This window comes from Dactylosporangium sp. NPDC050588, from assembly GCF_040654975.1.
In the GTDB taxonomy this organism is placed as follows: domain Bacteria; phylum Actinomycetota; class Actinomycetes; order Mycobacteriales; family Micromonosporaceae; genus Dactylosporangium; species Dactylosporangium maewongense.
Genome location: NZ_JBFAJA010000147.1, coordinates 1 through 20292 on the forward strand (window position 1 = coordinate 1; position 20292 = coordinate 20292).

Sequence of the window (20292 nt, forward strand, 5' to 3'; positions counted from 1 at the left end):
CGATCGACACCGCGATCAAGGGCATCTCGACCGCGCGGGCCACGCTCGGTGCGTACCAGAACCGGTTCGAGCACACGATCAACAACCTCAACACCGCGGTGGAGAACCTGTCCGCGTCCGAGTCCCGCATCCGCGACACGGACATGGCCCAGGAGATGGTGTCCTTCACCCGCTCGCAGATCCTGACCCAGGCCGGCACCAGCATGCTGGCCCAGGCCAACCAGGCGCCGCAGAACGTCCTGTCCCTGCTGCGATAACCCAAGGCGATAACCAACAACGTGAGCGGAGCCCGACCTACGTTGGGCTCCGCTCAACGGTTTCTTAAGTTTTGATTCGGTGACGATGGATTCTGTCGATCTCTGTTGACACGTTCCCCACCGGTAACAAAGGCTGCTGAGAGCGCTCTCACGAAGGAGTCTCTCGGTGCGTTTCAGGACGAAGGTGCTCGGTGCGCTCGCCGCGCTCGCCGTGGCGGTGCCGGTCGGCATCGCGGCGATGCCGTCGGCGTCGGCGCTCGGACCCAACCTGCTGCCCTTCACGGTCAAGAACACCACGGGCCGCGGCGACGCGGTCTACCTCTACGTCATCGGTGTCAACCTCACCACCGGCCGCCTCGGCTACGCCAACGCCGGCGGCACGTTCACCAACTGGGCCGGCGGGTCCAACCCGCCCTCCCCGGCGCCGGACGTCGCGATCGCCGGCCCCGGCAACGGCGGCAGCACCACGATCCAGCTGCCGAAGAACATGTCCGGCCGGGTGTACATGTCCCTGGGTCAGAAGCTGAAGTTCTTCCTCACCCCCGACGGGCTCGTCCAGCCGGCGCCGTGGGCCGCCGGCGACCCCAACCACGACATCCTGTTCGACTGGAGCGAGTTCACCTACAACGACGCCGGGCTGTGGCTCAACAGCTCGCAGGTCGACATGTTCGCCGTGCCGCACGAGGTCAGTGTCACCGGCAGCAACGGCGTCACGACCAGGACCGGCGCGCCCGTCGCCAACGGCCGGCAGAACGTCATCAACCAGATCAAGGCCCAGTCCGGCTGGGGCAACACCGTCGTCACCCGCGCCGACGGCACCGTGCTGCGCGTCCTCGCCCCGGGCAAGGCCGCCGACGCCGGGCTGTTCAGCGCGACGTACCTCGACCCGTACATCACCAACGCCTGGAACGCGTACACGTCCAAGACCCTGACGGTGGTGCCCTTCACCGACCAGCCGGGCGTCAAGTACTTCGGCCGGACCAGCGGCAACGTCATGAACTTCACCAACGGCTCGGGCCAGCGGGTCGCGTCGTTCAACAAGCCCAGCACCAGCAACGTCTGGGGCTGCGACGGCGCGCTCGGCGCCCCCAACGACCAGGTCGTCGGCCCGATCGCCCGCACGCTCTGCGCGGCGCTGCACCGCGGCACGCTCGGCACCATCGACACCCAGCCCGGCGGCGGGGCGGCGGACTTCTACAAGAGCTCGCTGACCAACCACTACTCGCGGATCATCCACGCGAACATGGCCGACGGGAAGGCGTACGGGTTCGCCTTCGACGACGTGCAGAACCAGGAGTCGCTGGTGCACTCCGGCGACCCGCGCTCCGCCGGCATCACCCTGAGCCCGTTCGTGGGAGGCACGACGCCGCCGACCAACCCGACCACGCAGCCGCCCACCGGAAACGGCAACGTCAGCGGGATCGCCAGCAACTGGCACGGCAAGTGCATCGACGTGCCGAACTGGAACTTCAACGACGGCCAGCGCCTGATCGTCTGGAACTGCACCGGCGGCACCAACCAGCGCTGGACCTGGGTCAACGGCACCCTGCGCACCGAGAACAACAAGTGCATGGACGTCGCCTGGGGCTCGAAGGACAACGGCGCCGCGATCCAGATCGCCAACTGCAGCGGCAACGCCGCCCAGCAGTTCGTCCTGTCCGCCGCCGGCGACCTGGTCAACCCCCAGGCCAACAAGTGCGTCGACATCGCCGGCTGGAACCCGAACAACGACGCCGTCCTGCACCTGTGGGAGTGCACCGGCGGCGCCAACCAGAAGTGGCACAAGGTCTGACGAGCCGAATAACCGAAATTTCGGATATGTTCGCGCAGCGGACATGTCCGAGGAGCGAGCCTCGGACATGTCCGAGGAGCAGGCCCGCCTCAGCCGGACAGGTCGAGGCGGGCCAGTTGCGTGCGGCTGGCCACGCCGAGCTTCGGGAAGGCGCGGTACAGGTGGTAGCTGACGGTCTTCGGGGAGAGGAACAGCTGCGCGCCGATCTCGCGGTTGGTCAGGCCGCCGGCGACGAGGCGGACGATCTGCAGCTCCTGCGGGGACAGCGTCGCGGCCAGGCTCGATGACGGCTGAGCGGCGGCGGCGCCCGCGGCGCGCAGCTCGGCGCGGGCGCGCTCCGCCCACGGGACGGCGCCGAGGCGGTCGAAGACCTCCGCGGCGGTCCGCAGCTGGGCGCGGGCCTCGGTCTTGCGGCGTTCGCGGCGCAGCCGTTCGCCGTAGGCGAGGTGGGTGCGGGCCGCCTCCCACGGGTGGCCGCCGAGCGCGACCGCGGCCTCGAAGTGCCGGCTCGCGTCGGGCCAGGACGGCTCGAGCAGGGCGTGGCAGCGGTGCGCGACCGCGTCGGCCCAGTCGAGGCGCGCCGCGGCGGCCCAGTCGGCGAAGCGCGCGCAGGCCGCCTCGGCCCGGTCGAACGCGCCGATCCGCACCGCCGCCTCGACCTGGTCCGGTGCGCTGTAGACGGCCTGGATCTGGTGGCGGACGGGGCCGGCCAGGGCCGCCTCGAGCCGGTCCGACGCCTCCGCCGGCCGGCCCTGCCCCAGGTCCAGCAGGGCGAGGGCCCACTCCGCCCAGGCGAGCCCGTTGGCGATGTGGTTGCCGGCGTACCGGTCGTGGCAGCGCGCCGCCAGCTCGGCACAGCGGTCGGTGGAGCCGCCGGCCGCGGCGATCCAGGCGAGGATCCCTTCCAGGTAGCCGGCCCGGTTCGGCTGGCCGGTGTCGGCGGCGAGCCGCAGCCCTTCGGTGGCGGTGGCGACCGCGTCCCGGAAGCGGCCCAGGTACAGCTCCGACGCCGCCAGCGTCACGTGGGCGAGGGGCAGCCAGCCGATCGAGCCCTCGGCCCGCGACTCGTCGGCGACGCCCTGCGAGATCGCCCGGCCGGCCTCGAAGTCGCCGACGAGCCCGGCCACGAACGCCGCGTTGAGCCGCAGGTTCGGCGGGCCGGTCCTGGTGCTGGTGAGGGCCCGCATCGCCGGTACACCCGCCGCCGGACCCTCGAAGAGGAGCCGCGCCGCCGCCGTCACCGCCGCCACGGCCGGGCCGAGGCCGTCGGAGGGGCGCAGGCCGAGGTCGTCCAGCCGCCGCGCCGCCTCGCGCACCCGCGGCGGGTCGCTGAGCTGCCACGCGTTGCGCGCCGCGTCGACCAGCAGCAGCCCGGCGGCCCGGCGGTCCACCGGCGCCAGCGCCGACGCCCCGGCGATCAGCAGGTCGTGCGCGGCCGCCGCCGACCCCTCGTCGAACGCCAGCCGCGCCCGCAGCTCGCACACCCGGGCGGTGAGCACCGGGTCGTCGACCGGGTCGCAGGACGCCAGGAACCGGCGGGTCAGGTCGGGCTGGCCGGCGTCGTTCGCGGCGACCGCGGCCGCGACCAGCCGCCGGGTCCGTTCGGCGGGAGCGGCGGTCAGCTCGGCGGAGCGCTGCAACGCCGCCGCAGCGGCCGGGTAGCCCTTGCGGCCGAGGGCCCGCTCGGCGGCGCGTTCCAGGGCGAGCGCCGCCTCCTCGTCCGGCCCGGTCGCGGCGGCGGCCAGGTGCCAGGCCCGGCGGTCGTCGTCGGCGGGAAGTGTCTGCGCCAGCGTCCGGTGTACGGCCAGCCGCCGGTCGAACGTGGTCTGCTGATACGCGGCGGCCCGCAGCAGCGGATGGGTGAACGCGATCCGCCCGGCGGCGACCGTCACCAGGCCCGCCTCCTCGGCCGCGCCCAGGCCGGACGGTGCCACGCCGAGCAGGTCCGCCGCCCGCAGCACGACCCCGAGGCCCTCGTCGGGCGAGGCGGCGGCGATCAGCAGCATCGCCCGGCCGTCGGGCGGCAGCCGGTCGATCCGCGCCGCGAACGCCTCCTGGATCCGGCGCGGCAGCAGCGCCGGCACGAACGGCGGCGCCCCGCGCGGCAGCTCCCGCAGCGCGAGGGGGTTGCCGGCGCTGTCGCGCACCAGCCGCACCCGGATCCGCGGCGGCAGGTCCGGCCGGATGTGCCGCAGCAGGGCGTCCGCGGTCTCCGGGTCCAGCCCGGCGAGCCGGTGCTCCGGCAGGCCCTCCGGGGCGAACTCGTCCCGCGCGGCGAAGAGCATCGCCACGGACTCGGCCTGCAGGCGGCGCGCCACGAACCGCAGCGCCTGCGCGGAGGAGCCGTCCAGCCACTGCGCGTCGTCGATCAGGCACAGCACCGGGCGCTCCTCGGCCAGCTCGGCCATCAGCGTCAGCACCGCGGCCCCGACGAGCAGCTGGTCGCCGCCGGCGGCCGGGCCGAGCCCGAGGGCCCCGCGCAGCGCGGCCGCCTGCACGTCCGGCAGCTGCGACGAGGAGGCGAGCGCCGGCGCCAGCAGCTGGTGCAGCGACGCGAACGGGACCTCGGCCTCGGTCTCCACCCCGGCGCAGCGCAGGACCGTCATCCCCGCGGCGCCGGCGGCCGCGTCGTCGAGCAGGGAGCTCTTGCCGATGCCCGGGTCGCCGCGGATGACGAGGACGGCGCTGTGCCCGGCGCGGGCCCGGTCGAGCACCGCGACGGTCGCGGCCTGATCGACGTCCCGCCCCCAGAGCATGATCATTCGAGGGTACTGGTCACCTGTCCGGTACCGCGACCGCGACCGCCGCTCGTACGGTCGGCGAATGGTTGAGCTCGAGGCCGTCACCAGGCGGTACGGAACGAACACCGCGCTGGACGCGGTCACGGTCGCGTTCGCGCGGGGCACGTTCACGGCGGTGATGGGGCCGTCCGGCTCCGGCAAGTCGACGCTGCTGCAGTGCGCCGCCGGACTCGACCGGCCTGACGCCGGCCGGATCACGGTCGCCGGTCAGGACCTCACCGGCCTCGGCGAGCGCCGCCTCACGCTGCTGCGCCGCGAGCGGATCGGCTTCGTGTTCCAGGCGTTCAACCTGCTGCCCGCGCTCACCGCCCGGCAGAACGTCGGCCTCCCGATGCGCCTCGCCGGCCGCCGCCCGGACCGTGTCACGGTCGACCGGGCCCTCGCCGCCGTCGGCCTCGCCGACCGCGCCGGGCACCGGCCGCAGCAGCTGTCCGGTGGGCAGCAGCAGCGGGTCGCGATCGCCCGGGCCCTCGTCACCCGCCCGGCGGTCCTCTTCGCCGACGAGCCGACCGGCGCGCTGGACACCAACACGGGCCGCGACGTGCTGCGGCTGCTGCGCGACCTCGTCGACGAGCACCAGCAGACGATCGTCATGGTCACCCACGACCCGGCCGCCGCCGCGTACGCCGACCGCGTGCTGTTCCTGACCGACGGCCGCCTCTCCGGCTCCCTGTCCGCCCCCACCGCGTCCGCGGTCATCGAGATGATGGCCGCCGCATGATCGGCATCGCGCTCGCGGGGCTGCGGCTGCGGTGGCGGTCGTTCGTGGGGACGTTCCTCGCGCTCGCGTTCGGCAGCGCCCTCATCGCCGGCATGGGGCAGGTCCTCGCCACCACCGTCACCGCCCCGGACCGGGCGCCGCAGCGGTACGCGGCCTACCCGGTCGTGGTCGCGCCGCACGACACGCTGACCGTGCCGACCTGGCGCGGCGGCGAAAGCCAGCCGCTCGCCGTCTCGCCCGGCCTGCCCGCGGACGTGGTGGCGGCGCTGCCGGCCGGGCGGGTCGACCGGATCATCCCCGCGCAGTTCGCCGACGGGCCGCCCGGTGCAGGCGCCTATTCCGGGATCGCCCGGCCGTGGGCGCTCGCGCCCGCGCTGCTGTCGGGCCGCGCGCCCGCCGCCGCCGACGAGGTCGCCACCTCGGGCGCACCGCTCGGCGCGCGGATCCGGATCGTGACCGGTGACGGGATCCGCTCGTACACCGTGAGCGGCACCGTCAAGGAAGGACTGTTCTTCACCGACGCCACCGCCGCGCAGCTGCGGCCGCAGGTCGACGCCATCGTCGTCGACGGCGACGCCGAGCGGGTCCGGGCCGCGGTCGGCGACCGGGCCAGGGTGCTCACCGGCGACGACCGCGCCCGCCTCGACCCCGGCCGCACCGCCGACGCCCGGGCCCGCAACAACGCCAACACGATCGTGGGCATCGCGCTGGGGTTCGCCGCCTTCGTCGCGATCTTCGTCGTGGCCTCGACGTTCGCCTTCGCCGTCGGGCAGCGGCGGCAGGAGTTCGCCCTGCTGCGGGCCGGCGGAGCGCTCCCCGGTCAGGTGCGGCGGCTGGTGTACTGGGAAGCCCTGGCGGTCGCGCTCGTCGCCGCCGCGATCGGCGCCCTCGCCGGTCCCGCGCTGGCCCCGGCGCTGCTGGACCTGCTGCGCGAGCGCGGCATGGCGCCCGGCTGGGTGCACACGATCAGCCCGGCCCGGTGGCCCATGTGGACCGCCTTCGGCACCGGCGTCACGGTGGCGCTGCTCGGCGCGGTCACCGCGGCGTGGCGGGCCGGCCGGGTCCGCCCCGGCGAGGCGCTGCGCGAGACGGTCGTGGAGTCCCGGACCATGCCGCCCGCCCGCTGGGTCGCCGGCGTCCTGACCCTCGGCACCGCGCTGGTCACGATGGCGGTGACGGCGTTCGACGACCCGGCGTCCGCGACCAACCGCAAGAGCTACATGCCGGTCGTGATGCTGCTGATCGTCGCCGCGGGCCTGCTCGCCCCGGCGCTCGTCGCCGTCGTCGCCCGCCGTCTCGGCGGGGCCGCCCCGCGGGGCACGGGCCTGCTGCTGGCGGTGCGCAACGTGACGGCGTCGGCGCGGCGGACGGCGGCGGTCGCGGCGCCCGTCCTCGTCACCGTCGGGCTGGCGGCGTCGCTGCTCATCGCGTCCGACCTGACCGACGAGGCGAAGAACGTGCTGCGCGCCAGGCCCGCGCACGCCGATTTCCTGGTCCTGCCCGACGGTCACGGCTTGGACCGGGAGCTCGTCGCGGGGCTGCGCGGCGTCCCCGGCATCGACGTCACCTTCAGCGCCGAGACCACCGTGTACACCCTGGAAGGCGACACCGCGCTGGTCCGGCGCGACGCGGCGGAGGCCGACGACGTGCCCGCCGGCGGGATCAAGGTCGCCGGCGACTGGGGGCTGCGCGCCGGCGACACGGCCCGGCTATGGCTCGCCGACGGCAGCGAGGCGCGCCTGCGGGTGCTGGAGGTGCTGCCGCCGGGGAGCGCGGTCGACGCCTACCTGCCGGCGTCCGCCGGGACGCTGCCGTCGGTCGCGTACGTGCGGCTGCGCCCCGGCACCGACCCGGCCGCCGCGACCGCGGCGCTGCGGGCCGCCGCCGACGGGCACCGGGCCCGGGCGGTCACGCGCGAGGCGTGGCTGGCGGCCGCGCGTCAGGGCCAGGGGTCGGCGAGCCGGCTCGGGCTGCTGGTGGTGCTCGGGATCGTGCTCGCGTACACCACCCTGGCGATGGTCAACACGCTGCTGATGGCGGCGCCGGACCGGGCGGGGGAGCGGCGGTCGCTGGGCCTGCTGGGGGCCAGCCGGCGGCAGGTCCTGGCGTGGACGGCGGTCGAGACGCTGGTCACGGTCGCGCTGGGGGTCCTGCTCGGGGTGGTCGTCGCGGTGGTCGCGGTGGCCGGCCTGTGGACGACGCTGCTGGGCGTCGCCGGTGCGGTGACGGTGAGCGTGCCGTGGGCGACCCTGGGCGCTGTGACCGGGGGGACGGCGCTGATCGCGGTCACTGCGGCGCTGGTGGGAGCCACTGACAGAGCTACTGACAGGAAGCCCCGGAGGAGCTGACAGGAAGTCCCGGAGAAATAGTGAGACCGGCACCCACGGGGGAAGGCGCCGGTCTACTGCATCCAAGGATAGGCCGCCCGCGGCGCATCCGCCAGTGCCAACCGGATGACGTCCTCCGTGGACGATCGGAGGCTGGTCCATCGCGATGTCGCCGCCCGTTCATCGGACGTTCAGCCGATCGGGTTCTTCGTACACACGTTCCATCCACAGCCTGTGGATAGCACATGTGTACGAAGAAGGTTTGCCTGCTCAGGCCCTGTGGACAACGCTGTGGAGACAGCGAGCGACCCCCGGCCGAGGATGGCCGGGGGTCGCTCGAGAGACGCGGTCAGAGGGCTCGGCGGCCCCGGCCGGCGAAGCCGGCGACCAGCGCGACACCGATGGCGGCCACGATCACCTGGACCAGGAGCTCGCCCCAGTCGACGCCAGGCGTGTCGGTCGCGATGCCGACGGCGTTGGCGATGAAGGTGCCGATCAGAGCGGCGACGACGCCGATGACCATCGTGAGCCAGATCGGGATGTTCTGGCGGCCGGGGACCACCAGCCTGCCGAGCGCGCCCACGATCAGACCGACGATCAGCGCGGTGATGATTCCGGTGACGGTCACTGTTCCTCCTCGTTTCCCGACGCAGCGGCGTCGATGTGCCGCTGTTTCAGGGGTGCCCGATCACCGATGCGGTCAAACACGCGCAGGGGTCTCCGGGGTCTCCGGGGTCTCCGGCGACTCCGGCAGCGGGCGGATCGCGCCCGCCAGCAGGAAGGCGACGGTCAGCAGGACAGGGATCGCGATGAGTGCCCGGAGGACCGACATGTGGTCGCCGAGCACCCCGATCAGGGGCGGGCCGCCGAGGAACGCGCAGTAGCCGATCGAGGCCACCACGCTGACCCGCCCCGCGGCCCGGGCCGGGTCGTCGGAGGCGGCGCTCATCGCGACCGGGAAGCCGAGCGAGGCGCCGGTGCCCCACAGGAGCGCGCCGGCGTACGCGGTCGGGGTGTTGGGGCCGAAGATGAACAGCGCCAGGCCGGCCAGGGCGATCACGGCGAGCGCCCGCACGACGGGGACGCGGCCGAAGCGGTCCAGCAGCGCCGGGCCGAACCAGCGACCGGCGGTCATCGCGGTCAGGAACACCGTGAAGGCGAGCGTGCCGACGGCGGGCGGGGTCTCGTACCCGTCGATGACGGCCACGGCGATCCAGTCGATGCCCGCGCCCTCGGTGAACGCGAACGCCAGCACGAAGACGCCGACGAGCAGGGTGCGCGGCTCGGTCCAGAACTCCAGCAGCCCGCCCTTCTTCTCCGGGGAGCCGTCTTGCGCGGACGCGGGCGCGTCGTCGGGCAGGAACGTGCGGACCATGACGAACGTGCTGGCGCCGGCCAGGACGGCGACGGCGATCAGGTGGGCGGTGACCGGCACCTTCAGCGCCACCATCGCGGTGCCGAGCAGGGCGCCGGCGACGGTGCCGACGCTGTACCCGGCGTGGAAGCGCGGCATGATCGCCCGGCCGAGGCGGCGCTCGACGAGGGCGCCCTGGACGTTCATCGCCACGTCCCAGGCCCCGTTGGCGAAGCCGAACGCGAACAGGCCGAGCACGACCGGCGGCACGCCGAGGTGATACCCGGCCGCGACGACGGTCAGGCCGACGGCGAGCAGGACCGCCATCGCCGCGACCGTGGCGCGGGAGCCGAGGCGGGCGACGATCTGGCCCGACAGGACGAGCGAGATGATCGACCCGACCGCGATGGCGACGAGGACCAGGCCGAGCTGCGACGGGCCGAGGCGCAGCTCGTCGCGGATCTGCGGGATGCGGGTGGCCCAGCTCGCCATCGCGAACCCGGACCAGATGAAGGCGGCGTAGACGGCGCGGGTCGCGGCGCGCAGTGATCGGTCGGTGGTGAGCGCCGGCCCGGCGGTCAGGGTCATCGCGGGTCTCCGTTGATCTGTGGGTCTTGTGCGGGTTGGTGCAGGACCCGGGCCACGATCACGCGGATCTCCTCGCGTGAGACGGGTGCCGTGGACAGGGTCTTGTGCATGACCAGGCCCTCGATCAGGGCGTCGACGCCCCGGGCGGTGGTCGGGTCGACGAAGCGCTCGAGGACCGCGCGGCTGGTGCGCATCCAGGTCTCGGTGATGGTGCGCAGCTCGGGGTCGCGCAGCGCGGCCAGGTAGAGCTCGTAGGCGATGGCCCAGTCGGCGGTGTCGGCGCCGGCGTCGCCGTGGATCAGGTCGGTGACCGCCTCGACCAGCGCTTCATGCGTGTGTACGTGCAGGAAGTGCGACTCGTAGACGACCGACATCCGCTCGGCGTGCCGCCGGAAGGCCTGCGCCCGAAGGTCGTCGAGGCTGCTGAAGTGGTACGTCAGCGACCCCAGCGGCACGTCCGCCGCCGCCGCGATGAGCCGGTGGGTGGTGCCCGCGACGCCGTGCTCGGCGATCACCGCGATCGCGGCGTCGACGATGCGGTCCTTCCGGTTCGGGTCGTGCCGCCGGGTCCCCGCCGCCACCTCAGGCCGGGCCGGCCGCGGGCGCCGGAGCGGGCGTGGTCGCCGGCGTGGCCGCCGGTGCCGGTGCGTCGGTGAGGTGGCGGACGATCCGGGCCGGGCTGCCGACCGCGAGGACGCCCGCGGGGAGGTCCCGGACCACCACCGAGCCGGCGCCGACGACGGTGTCGGCTCCGATCGTGACGCCGGGGCAGACGATGACGCCGCCGCCGAGCCAGACGTTGTCGCCGATGACGATCGGCTTCGCCGCCTCCCACTTGTCGCGGCGCGGGCCCGGCTCCAGCGGGTGGGTGGAGGTCAGCAGCTGCACCCGGGGCCCCATCTGCACGTCGTCGCCGATCGTGATCGTCGCGACGTCGTTGCAGACCAGGCCCCAGTTGGCGAACGCGCGGGCGCCGAACGTCGTCTGATACCCGTAGTCGCAGCGCAGCGGTGGCCGCACGTAGGCACCCTCGCCGAAGCCGCCGAGCAGCTCGGTCAGCACCGCCCGCAGCCCCTCGTGGTCGGTGGGGTCCATCGTGTTGAACCTGTGGGCGAGCGCCTGCGCGCGGGCGTCGTCGGCCGCCAGCTGCGGGTCCTCGGCGCGGTACAGCTCCCCGGCGAGCATCCGCTCCCGCATGGTCCTCTCGGTCATGTGTACAACCGTACACTCGCTATGTACATCTGTACACTACGCGTCCGCCACGCTGCGCCGCCGGCTGATCAGCGCGGTGACCAGGGCGGCGGGGATCCACAGGTACACCGCGAAGAACCCGGCGAACTTCAGCGCCGCGGCGGTCGAGTAGAGGACCGCGACGACCGGGTTCACCGTGGCCGGGTCGGGCAGCATGACGAAGGAGAGCAGGTTCTCCACCGCGTCGCACAGCGGGGCGAACGGGCCCAGCGCCACGGCGGCGGCGGCGACCCGCCGGCCGCGGCTACCGGCTGGGAACGCGCGGGCGACCAGCGCGAGGGTGGCCGTGAAGAACAGCGCCGTGGCGGCGATGAAGGCGAAGTCCATGAACTGGGTCTGCCAGTAGACGCCGAGGGTGCCCGCGTCCCGCATCGCCGTGTACCAGCCGGAGAGCTTGCCGGCGCTGAACGACAGCTGGCCGACGTAGTAGGGCACCGGGTAGCCGGACCGGGCGTAGAAGCCGTCGAGGACCGTCTGGGTGACCCGCTGGGCGACGAAGCCCGCCACGGTGGCGCCGGCCAGGACGGGGAGCTTCGCGCGCTGCACACGTTCAATGAATTCCATGGAATGTATCTTGCGAGGGCCGGCGGGGTGACGTCAAGTGTTCCATGGAATATATTTGCCGCATGACCCCTCAGACGCGCGCTGAGCTGCAAGGGCGGGCGATGCGCGAGCTGTCGATCGCGCACCAGCTCGCCGAGACGCGGCTCAACCGGGCGCTCCGCCCGCTCGGCCTGACCATGACCCACACCGCGGTCCTGCTCCACCTCGCCAACGCCGGACCGGGCTCGGTCGGCGACATCGCCGCCGCGATGGAGGTCAACCAGCCCGCCGTCTCGAAGACCCTCAAGACGCTGGTCGACCGCGGCGCGGTGACGATGGAGGCGGCCCCCGGCGACGCCCGCCGGCGCAGCGTCGCGCTCACCCAGCTCGGCGGCGAGCTGATCGGGCAGGCCATGCGCGCCATGCACCCCGACGCGACGGTCGCCTTCGCCGGCCTCGACGACGAGCGGCTGCGCCAGCTCGTCGACCTCCTCGCGGAGGTCCGCGCCACCCTGGACGCGGCGCGGCGTTAGCGGCCGGACTGCTTGGCCGGGTGGGTGCGGCTGGGCTTGACGGTGCCGGGCTTGACGGTGCTCGGGCGGGAGGCCTCCACGGCGGAGGGCTCGACATCCGCGCCTTGGTCATCCGCGCCTCCCTCGCCCGGGCGGGAGGCCGCCGGGGTGGTGGGCGCGGGCGTCGGGGCGAGGACGCCCCGGCAGAAGTCGTTGATCCCGGTCGCGCTCTTCGCCGCCTGGGCGAGAGTGCGGCGGTCCTCGCCGCTGACCGGCGGGGCCTGCGGGTTGGTGCGGCTCGCCTCCCACGCGCGGCAGAGCTCCTTGATCCGGGCGGTGCCCGGGCCGCTCGCCTCCGGTGACGGCGAACGTGACGGCCCCGGTGTGACCGCCGGCGACCTGGCCGGCGAGCCGGAGGGCGGCGTGGCCGGCGCGCTGTCCGAGTCGTCGCCGAACAGCGACTCGACGGTGCGCCGCACCGGATCCGGCAGGGGCGCGCCGCTCGCCGCGTACGCGGTGCCGCCCAGCGACACGACGGCCGCGACGGCGCACGCGATGAGGGCGTTGCGCCGCCGGCGCCACGTGCGGCGGTAGGCCCGGCGGAACTCCCGCACGGTGTCGTCCTCGCCGGTCAGCTCGGCGGGCAGGGCCGGCCCCGCGGCGGCGACGAGCAGTGCGGCGACGCCCGCGTGCCGCCCGGCGGCCGGCTCGCACAGGTCGAGCAGGCGTTCGGCGACGTCGGGCGTCAGGCCGTCCAGGGCCAGGCCGTCAGGGGCCGGCGCGTCAGGGGCCAGCGCGTCGTGGATCGGTGTCTCGGGCATGATCAGCCGCCTTCCCGCGGATCTGTGCCGCGGTGCGCCTGGACTTCGGGGTGTTCGGCCAGCCGGCGCAGCCCTCGCATCGTCGCGACACGGACCGCGCCGGGGCGCTTGCCCAGGACCTTGGCGGTGCCGGCGACGTCGAGACCGGCCACGACGCGCAGCATCACCGCCTCCGCCTGGTCGGGGGGCAGGGTGCGGATCATCCGCAGCGCCCACTCGGTGCCGGACCGGTCGCCGGCGTCCAGGGCCACGTCGCGGACGATCTCGCCGGCCGCCTCGCGGACCTCGTGCACGGTCTGGTGCGGCTCCTCGCGCCGCCGCCACGCGCGCCGGTTCTCGTCGATGCCGCGGTTGCGGGCGATCCGGAAGAGCCACACCCGGAACGCGGTCGTGCCGCCGCTGAACCGCCGCAGGTCCCGCGACGCCTGCAGCCACGTCTCCGACGCCACGTCCTCGGCGGCGTCGCCGCAGACGACCCGCAGGTATCGCAGCACCAGCGGCTGCAGCGCCCGCCACAGCTCCGCGAAGGCCGCGGCGTCGCCGCCGATCGCCCCGGCCAGGGCCATGTCGAGGCGGTCGTCGAGCGTGGTCTCGCCCAGCGCCAGCTCGACCGGCGACCTCCCGGCGTCGCCGTCCGCGGGCATCCCGGCGTCGCCCCGCGCGAACGTGCCGGCATCGCCGGCGTCGACCGCCGGCGTCCTGGCGTCGGCGCCTGCCGGGGGACCGGCGTCGGTGCGCGCGAACGTGCCGGCGTCGCCGCCCGGCGGGGGCTTGGCATCGGCGCGCGGGGACGTCCTGGCATCGCCGCCCGTCGACGAGCGCGCGGGGCAGCCGTTGGAGTACGGCGTCGGGTGGGTACCGGCCAAGGCGGTCACGGCCGGCCCGACAGATCCGACGGCCACGCCCGGACGTCGCGCGCCACCCACGGCTCGAAGCCCTGTGGCGCGTGCAGGTCCATGGAACGGGTCGCGTGCGGTGCCCGTTCCGGGGCCACCCCCGGCGCCTGGTGCGGTTCGAGGGCGTCCGGGAGCCCGGGCGGGGTGACGGCGGCCGCGGCGAGGCCGGTGCGGACCGATGCCTGCCAGCGCTGCCGGCCGCCGAGCAGCGCGGCGACGGCCGACTGGATGACGACCAGGTAGAGCAGCTGGCGGTACACCACCTGCTGCAGCGGCACCGTCCACAACGGCCCCAGGGACTCGCGGTCGAGCCGGAGCGCGTAACCGGCGGCCAGGACCTGCAGGGCGGTGAAGCCGCACCACACCGCGGCCACCTGGGCCCAGGGCAGGAAGAGGAGGCTGTAGACGGCGTAGACGTCGATCAGTGGTGCGGTCAGCGGCAGGAGCATCTGGAAGACCGCCAGGTAGACCAGGCCGCGCCGGCCCAGGTGGCCGCGCTCGCGGACGGCCCGGCGGTGCTTCCAGGCCGCCTGCATCGTGCCGTAGCACCACCGGTACCGCTGCCGCCACAGCTGCCGCAGCGACGACGGCGCCTCGGTCCAGGCGATGGCGCGGTCCGCGTACACGACCCGCCACCCGGCGCGCAGGATGGCCATCGTCAGGTCGGTGTCCTCCGCGAGGGTGTCCGCGGGCACCCCGTCGGTGTCCAGCAGCGCCGCCCGGCGGAACGCGCCGATCGCGCCCGGGATGGTCGGCATGCACTCGCCGAGGTCGAACATGCGCCGGTCGAGGTTGAAGCCGACCACGTATTCCAGGTGCTGCCACCGGCCGAGCAGCCCGCCCCGGTTGGCGACCTTCGTGTTGCCGCTGACCGCGCCGACGGACGGGTCGGCGAACGGCTGGACGAGCCGGCCGACCGCGTCGGGCTCGAAGACGGTGTCGCCGTCGACCAGCACCAGCAGCTCCCCGCGGGCGGCCGCGACGCCGGTGTTGAGGGCGGCAGGCTTCCCGGCGTTGGCCTGGCGGATCAGGCGGACCCCCGGAAGCGCGAGACGGCGCACCACATCGGCGGTGTCGTCGGTGGAGCCGTCGTCGACGACGACGACCTCGAGCGCAGGGTAGTCGTTGCCGATCAGCGAGCGGACCGTCGCGGCGATGTTCGCCGCCTCGTTGTAGGCCGGCACGACGACCGACACCAGACCGAAGGACCGCAGCCGCCCCGCGACGGCGCGGCGCGCGTGCCGGCGGGCGATGGCCACCTGGACGGCGAGCCTGATCAGGGCGAGGACGGTGGCGGCGACGATCAGCCACCACATCGCGACGCTGATCCAGCCGCCGGCAGTCTGCGCCCAGCGCAGCGCGTGGCCGCGGGCGACGTCGCCGGTGCCGGCGGCCGTGTCCGGCGGCAGGCCGAGCCCTTCGGAGACCGTGACGAACCGCCGCCCGGGGGTGGCGGTGATCCGCTCGACCGCCGCCACCGTCTGCGTGCGGTCGCCGCCGCCGTCGTGCAGCAGCACGACACCACCCGGCGCGGCCGCGGCGACGATGGCGTCCACCCCCGGCCGCTGCCAGTCCTGCGTGTCGCGGTCGGTCATGACGGTGAGGAACCCGGCGGGCAGCCGCTCCGGCACCGACAGGTACGGCGGCCGCAGCAGCCGCACGGTCCGCCCGGTCGCGGCGGCGATCGCGGTGCGGGTGAGGTCGAGCTCGAGCCGCTGCCGCCAGGCGGGCAGCGCGGCGAGGTCGGCGTGGGTGAAGGTGTGCACGCCGAGCTCGTGCCCTTCGGCGACGATGCGCCGCACCAGGTCAGGGTGCTGGTTGACCCGCGAGCCGACCACGAAGAACGTGGCCCGCGCGTGGTGGCGGCGCAGCGCGTCGAGGATCAGCGGCGTCCACCGCGGGTCGGGCCCGTCGTCGAACGTGAGCGCGACCGCGCCGGCCGGCATCCCGGCGGAGCGCACGGTGCCGTCCGCCTGGACCTGCAGCACCGGTCCCAGCTCGCCGGGGGCCGCCGAGGGCGAGGCGCCCGGCACGCCCCGCACCCAGCCGTCGAGGCACAGCTCGGCGAGCAGGACCGCCATGACGAGCAGGAGCAGCAGCCAGTGCGCCCGCGGCGTCCTGGACGCCCGGTGGGACACGCGTCGAGCCACGGCTACTTCGTCCTGCTTGGTCGCGGATTGCCAGGGTGCGACGTCTTGCGGTTGCCGTGCGGCTCGCTGGCGCTCGCCGACGGGCTGGGCGGCGCCTCGCCACTGGTCACGGGCGCGGCGGCGGGGCGCGGCGTGGAGGGCTTCGCGGAAGGCCGCACGGACGTGCCGCTGGTCGGCGCCGTCCCGAGACCGTCCTGGTGGCGACCGATCTGGCCGTTTTCCGGCAAACCGGGCAGCGGCACCGGCGAGGCGCCCAGCAGCCCGGCGATCAGCAGCGCGCAACCGGCCGCGAGCAGCACGCCGAGGCCGGCCCCGAGGACCGTGAAGAGCCTCCGGCGCCGGCCGGTGCGGTCCACGAAGACCGGGTCGACCACATCCACGGGAGAAGAAGCGGCGGGCCCCCCGAAAGCGTTACGGCGTGATCCCCGTGTTCGTCGGGTCACGCAGCGCTTCATCGATGTCCGCGGTCGTCCTGGTCATGATCGCCTGGACCTGACCGCGGCCCAGGGCCCCGGGCGCGCTCCACAGCTCCCGCAGGTCCTTCGCGATCACCGACTCGACGATGATCCAGGCCGAGACCGACGGGTACATCTTGCCGTGCGGGATCATCTCCCGGAACGCGGCGTACTCCGGCTCGGTCGCCAACTTGGTGCCCTCGATCGCCTCGGTGCGGGCCGGCCACAGCCCCGAGTTGACGCTGTAGCGCTGCTGGCTCGCCTTGCCCGTCAGGTACCGGACGAACTCGAACGCCGCCTCGGGATGCTTCGCCTCCTTGAGGATGCCGAGGTTGGAGCCGCCCAGGAAACCGAAGCGGCCCGCCTTCCCGGCCGGCATCGGCGCCGTCGACCAGCCCGCCTTCAGGCCGGCGCGGGAGGGGTCGGAGGCGAACTCGGCGACCGACTGGGAGTTGTCGATGGTGATGGCGCCGGTACCTTCGGCGAACGCGCGCGGCACGTCGCTGGAGGACAGCGCCATCGCCTTCGGGTCGTCGTAGAGCCCGATGAGCCGCTGGTAGTACGTGACGCCGTCGACCGCGGCGGGCTCGGCGAGCATCGACTTCGTGCCGTCGTCCTTGATCAGGTCGCCGCCGGCGCCCCAGATGAACGGGGCCACGTTGTGGATGATGCCGAAGTTGTTCTGCAGGCCGATGGCGAGCGGCGCGACCCCGGCGTCGGACGCCTTGATCTTCTGCAGGGTCTCCTCGAAGGAGTCCCAGGTCGCGAACGCCTCCTTCGGATCCAGGCCGAGCTTGCGCAGCACGTCCGTGCGGTAGAACAGGGCCCGGATGTCGATCAGCCACGGCAGCGCCGTGATCTCCTGCGCCGTGATCAGGTGGCTGGAGCTCCAGCTCGCCTTGGCGAAGACGTCCTCGCCGCCGACCGCCGCGATCTCCTCGATGCTGTACGGGCGCAGCGCGCCGATCGAGCTGAAGCCGGCCACCCAGGTGGTGCCCAGCACCGTCACGTCGGGGCCCTCGCCGCTGGTCGACGCCGTGCTGAGCCGGGTCAGCGCCTCGTCCCACGGCACCCGGACCGCCTTGACCGTGATGTTGGGGTGCGCCTTGTGGAACTCCTCGGTCTCGGTGATGACCGCCTGGTCCTGCACCGGCCCGCCGTACGGCATGTACCAGAACTCGATCGTGACGGGCGGCCGGTCGGCGGCGTATCCGATGCCACCCGCGCCCTCGCCGTCCTTCTTCGCGCACGCCGCAGCGGGCAGGAGCGTCGCGGCGGCGGCCGCCGCGGACATGATCAGCCGGCGCCGGCTCAGGCTGCGTTGCACTGGGGAGCCCCTCATGAAGGGCCAATCGTCCCGAAGCCCCGGGTACTGAAGAATCTCGGGCACAAAACTCGAAGGTCGGCGCGTGCGTGCCGATAGCCATGCCATGCGGAAGGTCGGGAAGCTCGGGTGGCGCTGGCCGCGGGTGCTGGCGCTCGCGATCGTGCTGCTCGGCGGGGTCACGTTCGCCAACGTGTACCTGCACGGCAGGAGCCAGTCCCAGGAGGCCACCCGGTCGCGCCTCAGCGAGCTCAACATGCTGCTGCACGAGGAGAGCTCGCTGCAGTGGAAGACCGTCGCCGACCGCAACACGCCCGTGACGGTCGCCCGGGAGCTCGGCGAGATCCGCAGCCGCGAGCGCGACATCGTCGAAGCGCTCGGCGACCTCGACGCCGCCACGGTGCAGCGGCTGGAGGACAGCGTCAGCGCGTACCACGCCGTGCTGGACACCGAGCTCGGCATGCTCGGCGTCGGGAAGATCGCCGAGGCGCGGGCGCTGGAGAAGCGGCAGACCGAGCCGCAGTTCGGCCGGCTGAACGCCCAGCTGCGCAGCCTCGAGCAGCAGGCGGCCGACGCCGCCGCGCTGGCCAACACCGTCGCCGACCTGTCGCTCGCCGTCGCCATGACCCTCGCCGTCACCACGATCGGCTGGCTGCTCTACCGCTTCGAGCGCGAGCACCGCCTCACCACCAAGGCCAACGAGGAGATGCTGGAGCAGCAGCAGATCGCCCTCGACACGCTCGCCGAGCACGAGGCGCTGATCCGCCACCAGGCGTCCCACGACCCGCTGACCGGCCTGCCGAACCGCCGCATGCTCACCGAGCTGCTGGAGGGCGGCGACTGCGCCGACCAGGCGCTGCTCCTGGTCGACCTGGACAACTTCAAGCCCGTCAACGACCAGCTCGGCCACGCCGCGGGCGACGACCTCCTCATCGGCGTCGCCGGCCGGCTGCTCGCCGCGGTCCGCGGCGACGACACCGTGGTCCGCCTCGGCGGCGACGAGTTCGCGATCGTCATCGCCGGCGGCGACGCGAGCGTCGCGGTCCGCGTCGCCGAGCGCATCGTCGCCACCGTCGGCGAGCCGTTCGAGATCGCCGGCACCGAGGTCCGCGTCGGCGCCAGCGTGGGCGTCGCGATCAGCGGCGGCGGCCGCGACGGCGGCGAGCTGCTCCGCGACGCCGACATGGCGATGTACCAGGTGAAGCAGGGCACCAAGGGCGGCTTCGCCGTGTACAAGGAGCCGGCCGTCCGGCTGGTCCACCAGGCCGTCCGGTAACGCGCGCGGCGCCACCTCCGCTCCTTCGCGCATGAAGGAAAGGATCCTCGCACTGACCGCGGCGGTTGCCACGGTCGTGTCCGTCGGGGCGGCCGGACCGGCGCACGCCACGCCGACCGGCGAATCGGCGACCGCGACCGTGTTCTTCCCCAACCCGGTGCAGGCCCTCGGACTGCAGAGCCTGGTCGATGCGAAGGACGCCGACAGCCCGGCGTTCGCACCGGCCTACCGTCAGATCACGCTCACCGACCTCGACGGCACCGGCAAGCTGTCCGGCCGGTACGTGGTCGTGAAGAGCTCCACCGGCAAGGCGGCCCTCGCCGTCGGCGGCGCGTTTCCCGCCTGGCATCGCGACGCCGACCAGTTCGAACAGGTGATGGCCTACCACTGGGTGACCACCGCGCAGCGGTACCTGCAGCACCTGGGCTTCGGCTCGGCGCTCAGGCCGGTCAACCAGCGCCGGATCGAGGTCCGCATCGACCAGTACGGCGGCGACAACTCGTTCTTCCGCGACGACAAGGCCAACATCACCCTCGGCAAGGGCGGGGTCGACGACGCGGAGGACGCCGAGGTCATCGTGCACGAGTACGGCCACTCGGTGCAGGACGGCCAGGTGCCCGGGTTCGGCACGACCCTGGAGTCGGGCGCGATCGGTGAGGCGTTCGGCGACTACCTGGCCGTGGCGGTCACCAGCTGGGCGACCGGGGTGCCGGCCCGCACCCCGGAGGCGTGCGTGGCGGACTGGGACTCCGTCTCCTACACCAGCACCGTGCCGCACTGCCTGCGCCGGCTCGACGGCACCAAGCACTACCCGGAGAGCGTCGTCGGCGAGGTCCACGCCGACGGCGAGATCTGGTCCCGCGCCCTGTGGGACATCCGGGCGGCGCTCGGTGACACCCGGGCCAGCACCCTGATCGTGGAGGCGCAGTTCGCCTTCGCGGTCGACACCACGTTCGCGGCGGCGGCCCAGGCCACCGTGGACGCGGCACAACGCCTCTACGGCACCCAGGCCGCCCAGGCGACCCGGGCCGCGTTCGTCGCGCGCGGACTGTTGTAGGGGGTTTCATGTCCCGGATCGCCGCAACCCCGGCGATCCGGGGCAATGATGGACCCATGAAGCTGGGGCTGCACTAGGGCGCGTTTCATAAATTTGTGCAGGCCGGGTGAAGTCACGGCGTGGCGGTGATCGAAATCTGAAGAGGTCTCCGGTAAATGGTTCAGCGA

18 protein-coding genes are annotated in these 20292 nt (G+C 73.8%); 7 read left to right on the forward strand and 11 right to left on the reverse strand.

What is annotated here, in order from left to right:
- Together AB0I21_RS54655 and AB0I21_RS54660 are read left to right on the forward strand one after the other, a co-directional pair.
- Positions 1 to 257 (forward strand): flagellin (locus AB0I21_RS54655; RefSeq protein WP_360573556.1); only part of this gene is annotated, 257 nt, incomplete at its 5' end.
- 166 nt (positions 258 to 423) lie between these two features.
- Complete coding sequence (locus tag AB0I21_RS54660) at positions 424 to 2049, forward strand: beta-1,3-glucanase family protein (RefSeq protein WP_360573558.1); 1626 nt, start codon at positions 424 to 426, stop codon at positions 2047 to 2049.
- Positions 2050 to 2138: 89 nt separating this feature from the next.
- Here AB0I21_RS54660 and AB0I21_RS54665 read toward each other — a convergent pair whose 3' ends face one another.
- Positions 2139 to 4805, reverse strand: coding sequence for a LuxR C-terminal-related transcriptional regulator (locus AB0I21_RS54665; RefSeq protein ID WP_360573560.1), 2667 nt, complete (start codon positions 4803 to 4805; stop codon positions 2139 to 2141).
- A 67-nt stretch (positions 4806 to 4872) separates the two neighbouring features.
- Here AB0I21_RS54665 and AB0I21_RS54670 point away from each other — a divergent pair, with 67 nt between their 5' ends.
- Both AB0I21_RS54670 and AB0I21_RS54675 read left to right on the forward strand, forming a co-directional pair.
- Entirely contained in the window at positions 4873 to 5571 is a 699-nt protein-coding gene (locus AB0I21_RS54670; RefSeq protein ID WP_360573562.1) for an ABC transporter ATP-binding protein, read from the forward strand.
- Positions 5568 to 7919, forward strand: a complete 2352-nt coding sequence (locus AB0I21_RS54675; protein WP_360573564.1) for an FtsX-like permease family protein — start codon at positions 5568 to 5570, stop codon at positions 7917 to 7919. The genes AB0I21_RS54670 and AB0I21_RS54675 overlap by 4 nt, the downstream gene beginning before the upstream one ends.
- A gap of 328 nt (positions 7920 to 8247) precedes the next feature.
- Here the strand turns inward: AB0I21_RS54675 and AB0I21_RS54680 are convergent, their stop codons facing one another.
- The 5 genes from AB0I21_RS54680 to AB0I21_RS54700 form a co-directional block, all read right to left on the reverse strand.
- A complete protein-coding gene (locus AB0I21_RS54680; RefSeq protein ID WP_354781790.1) occupies positions 8248 to 8526 on the reverse strand; it encodes a GlsB/YeaQ/YmgE family stress response membrane protein in 279 nt (92 codons plus the stop codon).
- 72 nt (positions 8527 to 8598) lie between these two features.
- The gene (locus tag AB0I21_RS54685) at positions 8599 to 9840 is read right to left on the reverse strand and encodes an MFS transporter (protein WP_360573566.1); all 1242 of its coding nucleotides are present in this window, start codon (positions 9838 to 9840) and stop codon (positions 8599 to 8601) included.
- Positions 9837 to 10421: a TetR family transcriptional regulator gene (locus AB0I21_RS54690; RefSeq protein ID WP_344515249.1), complete on the reverse strand. Its 585-nt coding sequence runs from the start codon at positions 10419 to 10421 to the stop codon at positions 9837 to 9839. Before AB0I21_RS54690 ends, AB0I21_RS54685 begins: the two co-directional genes overlap by 4 nt.
- A gap of 1 nt (position 10422) precedes the next feature.
- Positions 10423 to 11052: a sugar O-acetyltransferase gene (locus tag AB0I21_RS54695; RefSeq protein WP_360573568.1), complete on the reverse strand. Its 630-nt coding sequence runs from the start codon at positions 11050 to 11052 to the stop codon at positions 10423 to 10425.
- Between the two features lie 36 nt (positions 11053 to 11088).
- A complete protein-coding gene (locus AB0I21_RS54700; protein ID WP_360573570.1) occupies positions 11089 to 11655 on the reverse strand; it encodes a hypothetical protein in 567 nt (188 codons plus the stop codon).
- Positions 11656 to 11717: 62 nt separating this feature from the next.
- Here AB0I21_RS54700 and AB0I21_RS54705 point away from each other — a divergent pair, with 62 nt between their 5' ends.
- The gene (locus AB0I21_RS54705; RefSeq protein WP_360573572.1) at positions 11718 to 12167 is read left to right on the forward strand and encodes a MarR family transcriptional regulator; all 450 of its coding nucleotides are present in this window, start codon (positions 11718 to 11720) and stop codon (positions 12165 to 12167) included.
- Here the strand turns inward: AB0I21_RS54705 and AB0I21_RS54710 are convergent.
- Genes AB0I21_RS54710 through AB0I21_RS54730 form a run of 5 tightly spaced genes read right to left on the reverse strand, consistent with a single transcriptional unit; the run spans position 12164 to position 17810 of the window.
- Positions 12164 to 12967: a hypothetical protein gene (locus tag AB0I21_RS54710; RefSeq protein WP_360573574.1), complete on the reverse strand. Its 804-nt coding sequence runs from the start codon at positions 12965 to 12967 to the stop codon at positions 12164 to 12166. The genes AB0I21_RS54705 and AB0I21_RS54710 overlap by 4 nt on opposite strands.
- A gap of 2 nt (positions 12968 to 12969) precedes the next feature.
- Positions 12970 to 13869, reverse strand: coding sequence for an RNA polymerase sigma factor (locus tag AB0I21_RS54715; protein WP_360573576.1), 900 nt, complete (start codon positions 13867 to 13869; stop codon positions 12970 to 12972).
- The gene (locus tag AB0I21_RS54720; RefSeq protein ID WP_360573578.1) at positions 13839 to 16013 is read right to left on the reverse strand and encodes a bifunctional polysaccharide deacetylase/glycosyltransferase family 2 protein; all 2175 of its coding nucleotides are present in this window, start codon (positions 16011 to 16013) and stop codon (positions 13839 to 13841) included. Before AB0I21_RS54720 ends, AB0I21_RS54715 begins: the two co-directional genes overlap by 31 nt.
- A gap of 2 nt (positions 16014 to 16015) precedes the next feature.
- Positions 16016 to 16393, reverse strand: coding sequence for a hypothetical protein (locus AB0I21_RS54725; protein WP_360573580.1), 378 nt, complete (start codon positions 16391 to 16393; stop codon positions 16016 to 16018).
- Between the two features lie 31 nt (positions 16394 to 16424).
- Positions 16425 to 17810 carry an extracellular solute-binding protein gene (locus tag AB0I21_RS54730; protein ID WP_360573582.1) on the reverse strand — a complete coding sequence of 462 codons (1386 nt, stop codon included), beginning with the start codon at positions 17808 to 17810 and terminating at the stop codon, positions 16425 to 16427.
- Positions 17811 to 17898: 88 nt separating this feature from the next.
- On the opposite strand from AB0I21_RS54730, the gene AB0I21_RS54735 reads away from it, so the two are divergent.
- Together AB0I21_RS54735 and AB0I21_RS54740 are read left to right on the forward strand one after the other, a co-directional pair.
- The gene (locus tag AB0I21_RS54735) at positions 17899 to 19068 is read left to right on the forward strand and encodes a GGDEF domain-containing protein (RefSeq protein ID WP_360573584.1); all 1170 of its coding nucleotides are present in this window, start codon (positions 17899 to 17901) and stop codon (positions 19066 to 19068) included.
- A gap of 31 nt (positions 19069 to 19099) precedes the next feature.
- Complete coding sequence (locus AB0I21_RS54740) at positions 19100 to 20125, forward strand: M36 family metallopeptidase (protein WP_360573586.1); 1026 nt, start codon at positions 19100 to 19102, stop codon at positions 20123 to 20125.
- Positions 20126 to 20292: the final 167 nt, after the last annotated feature.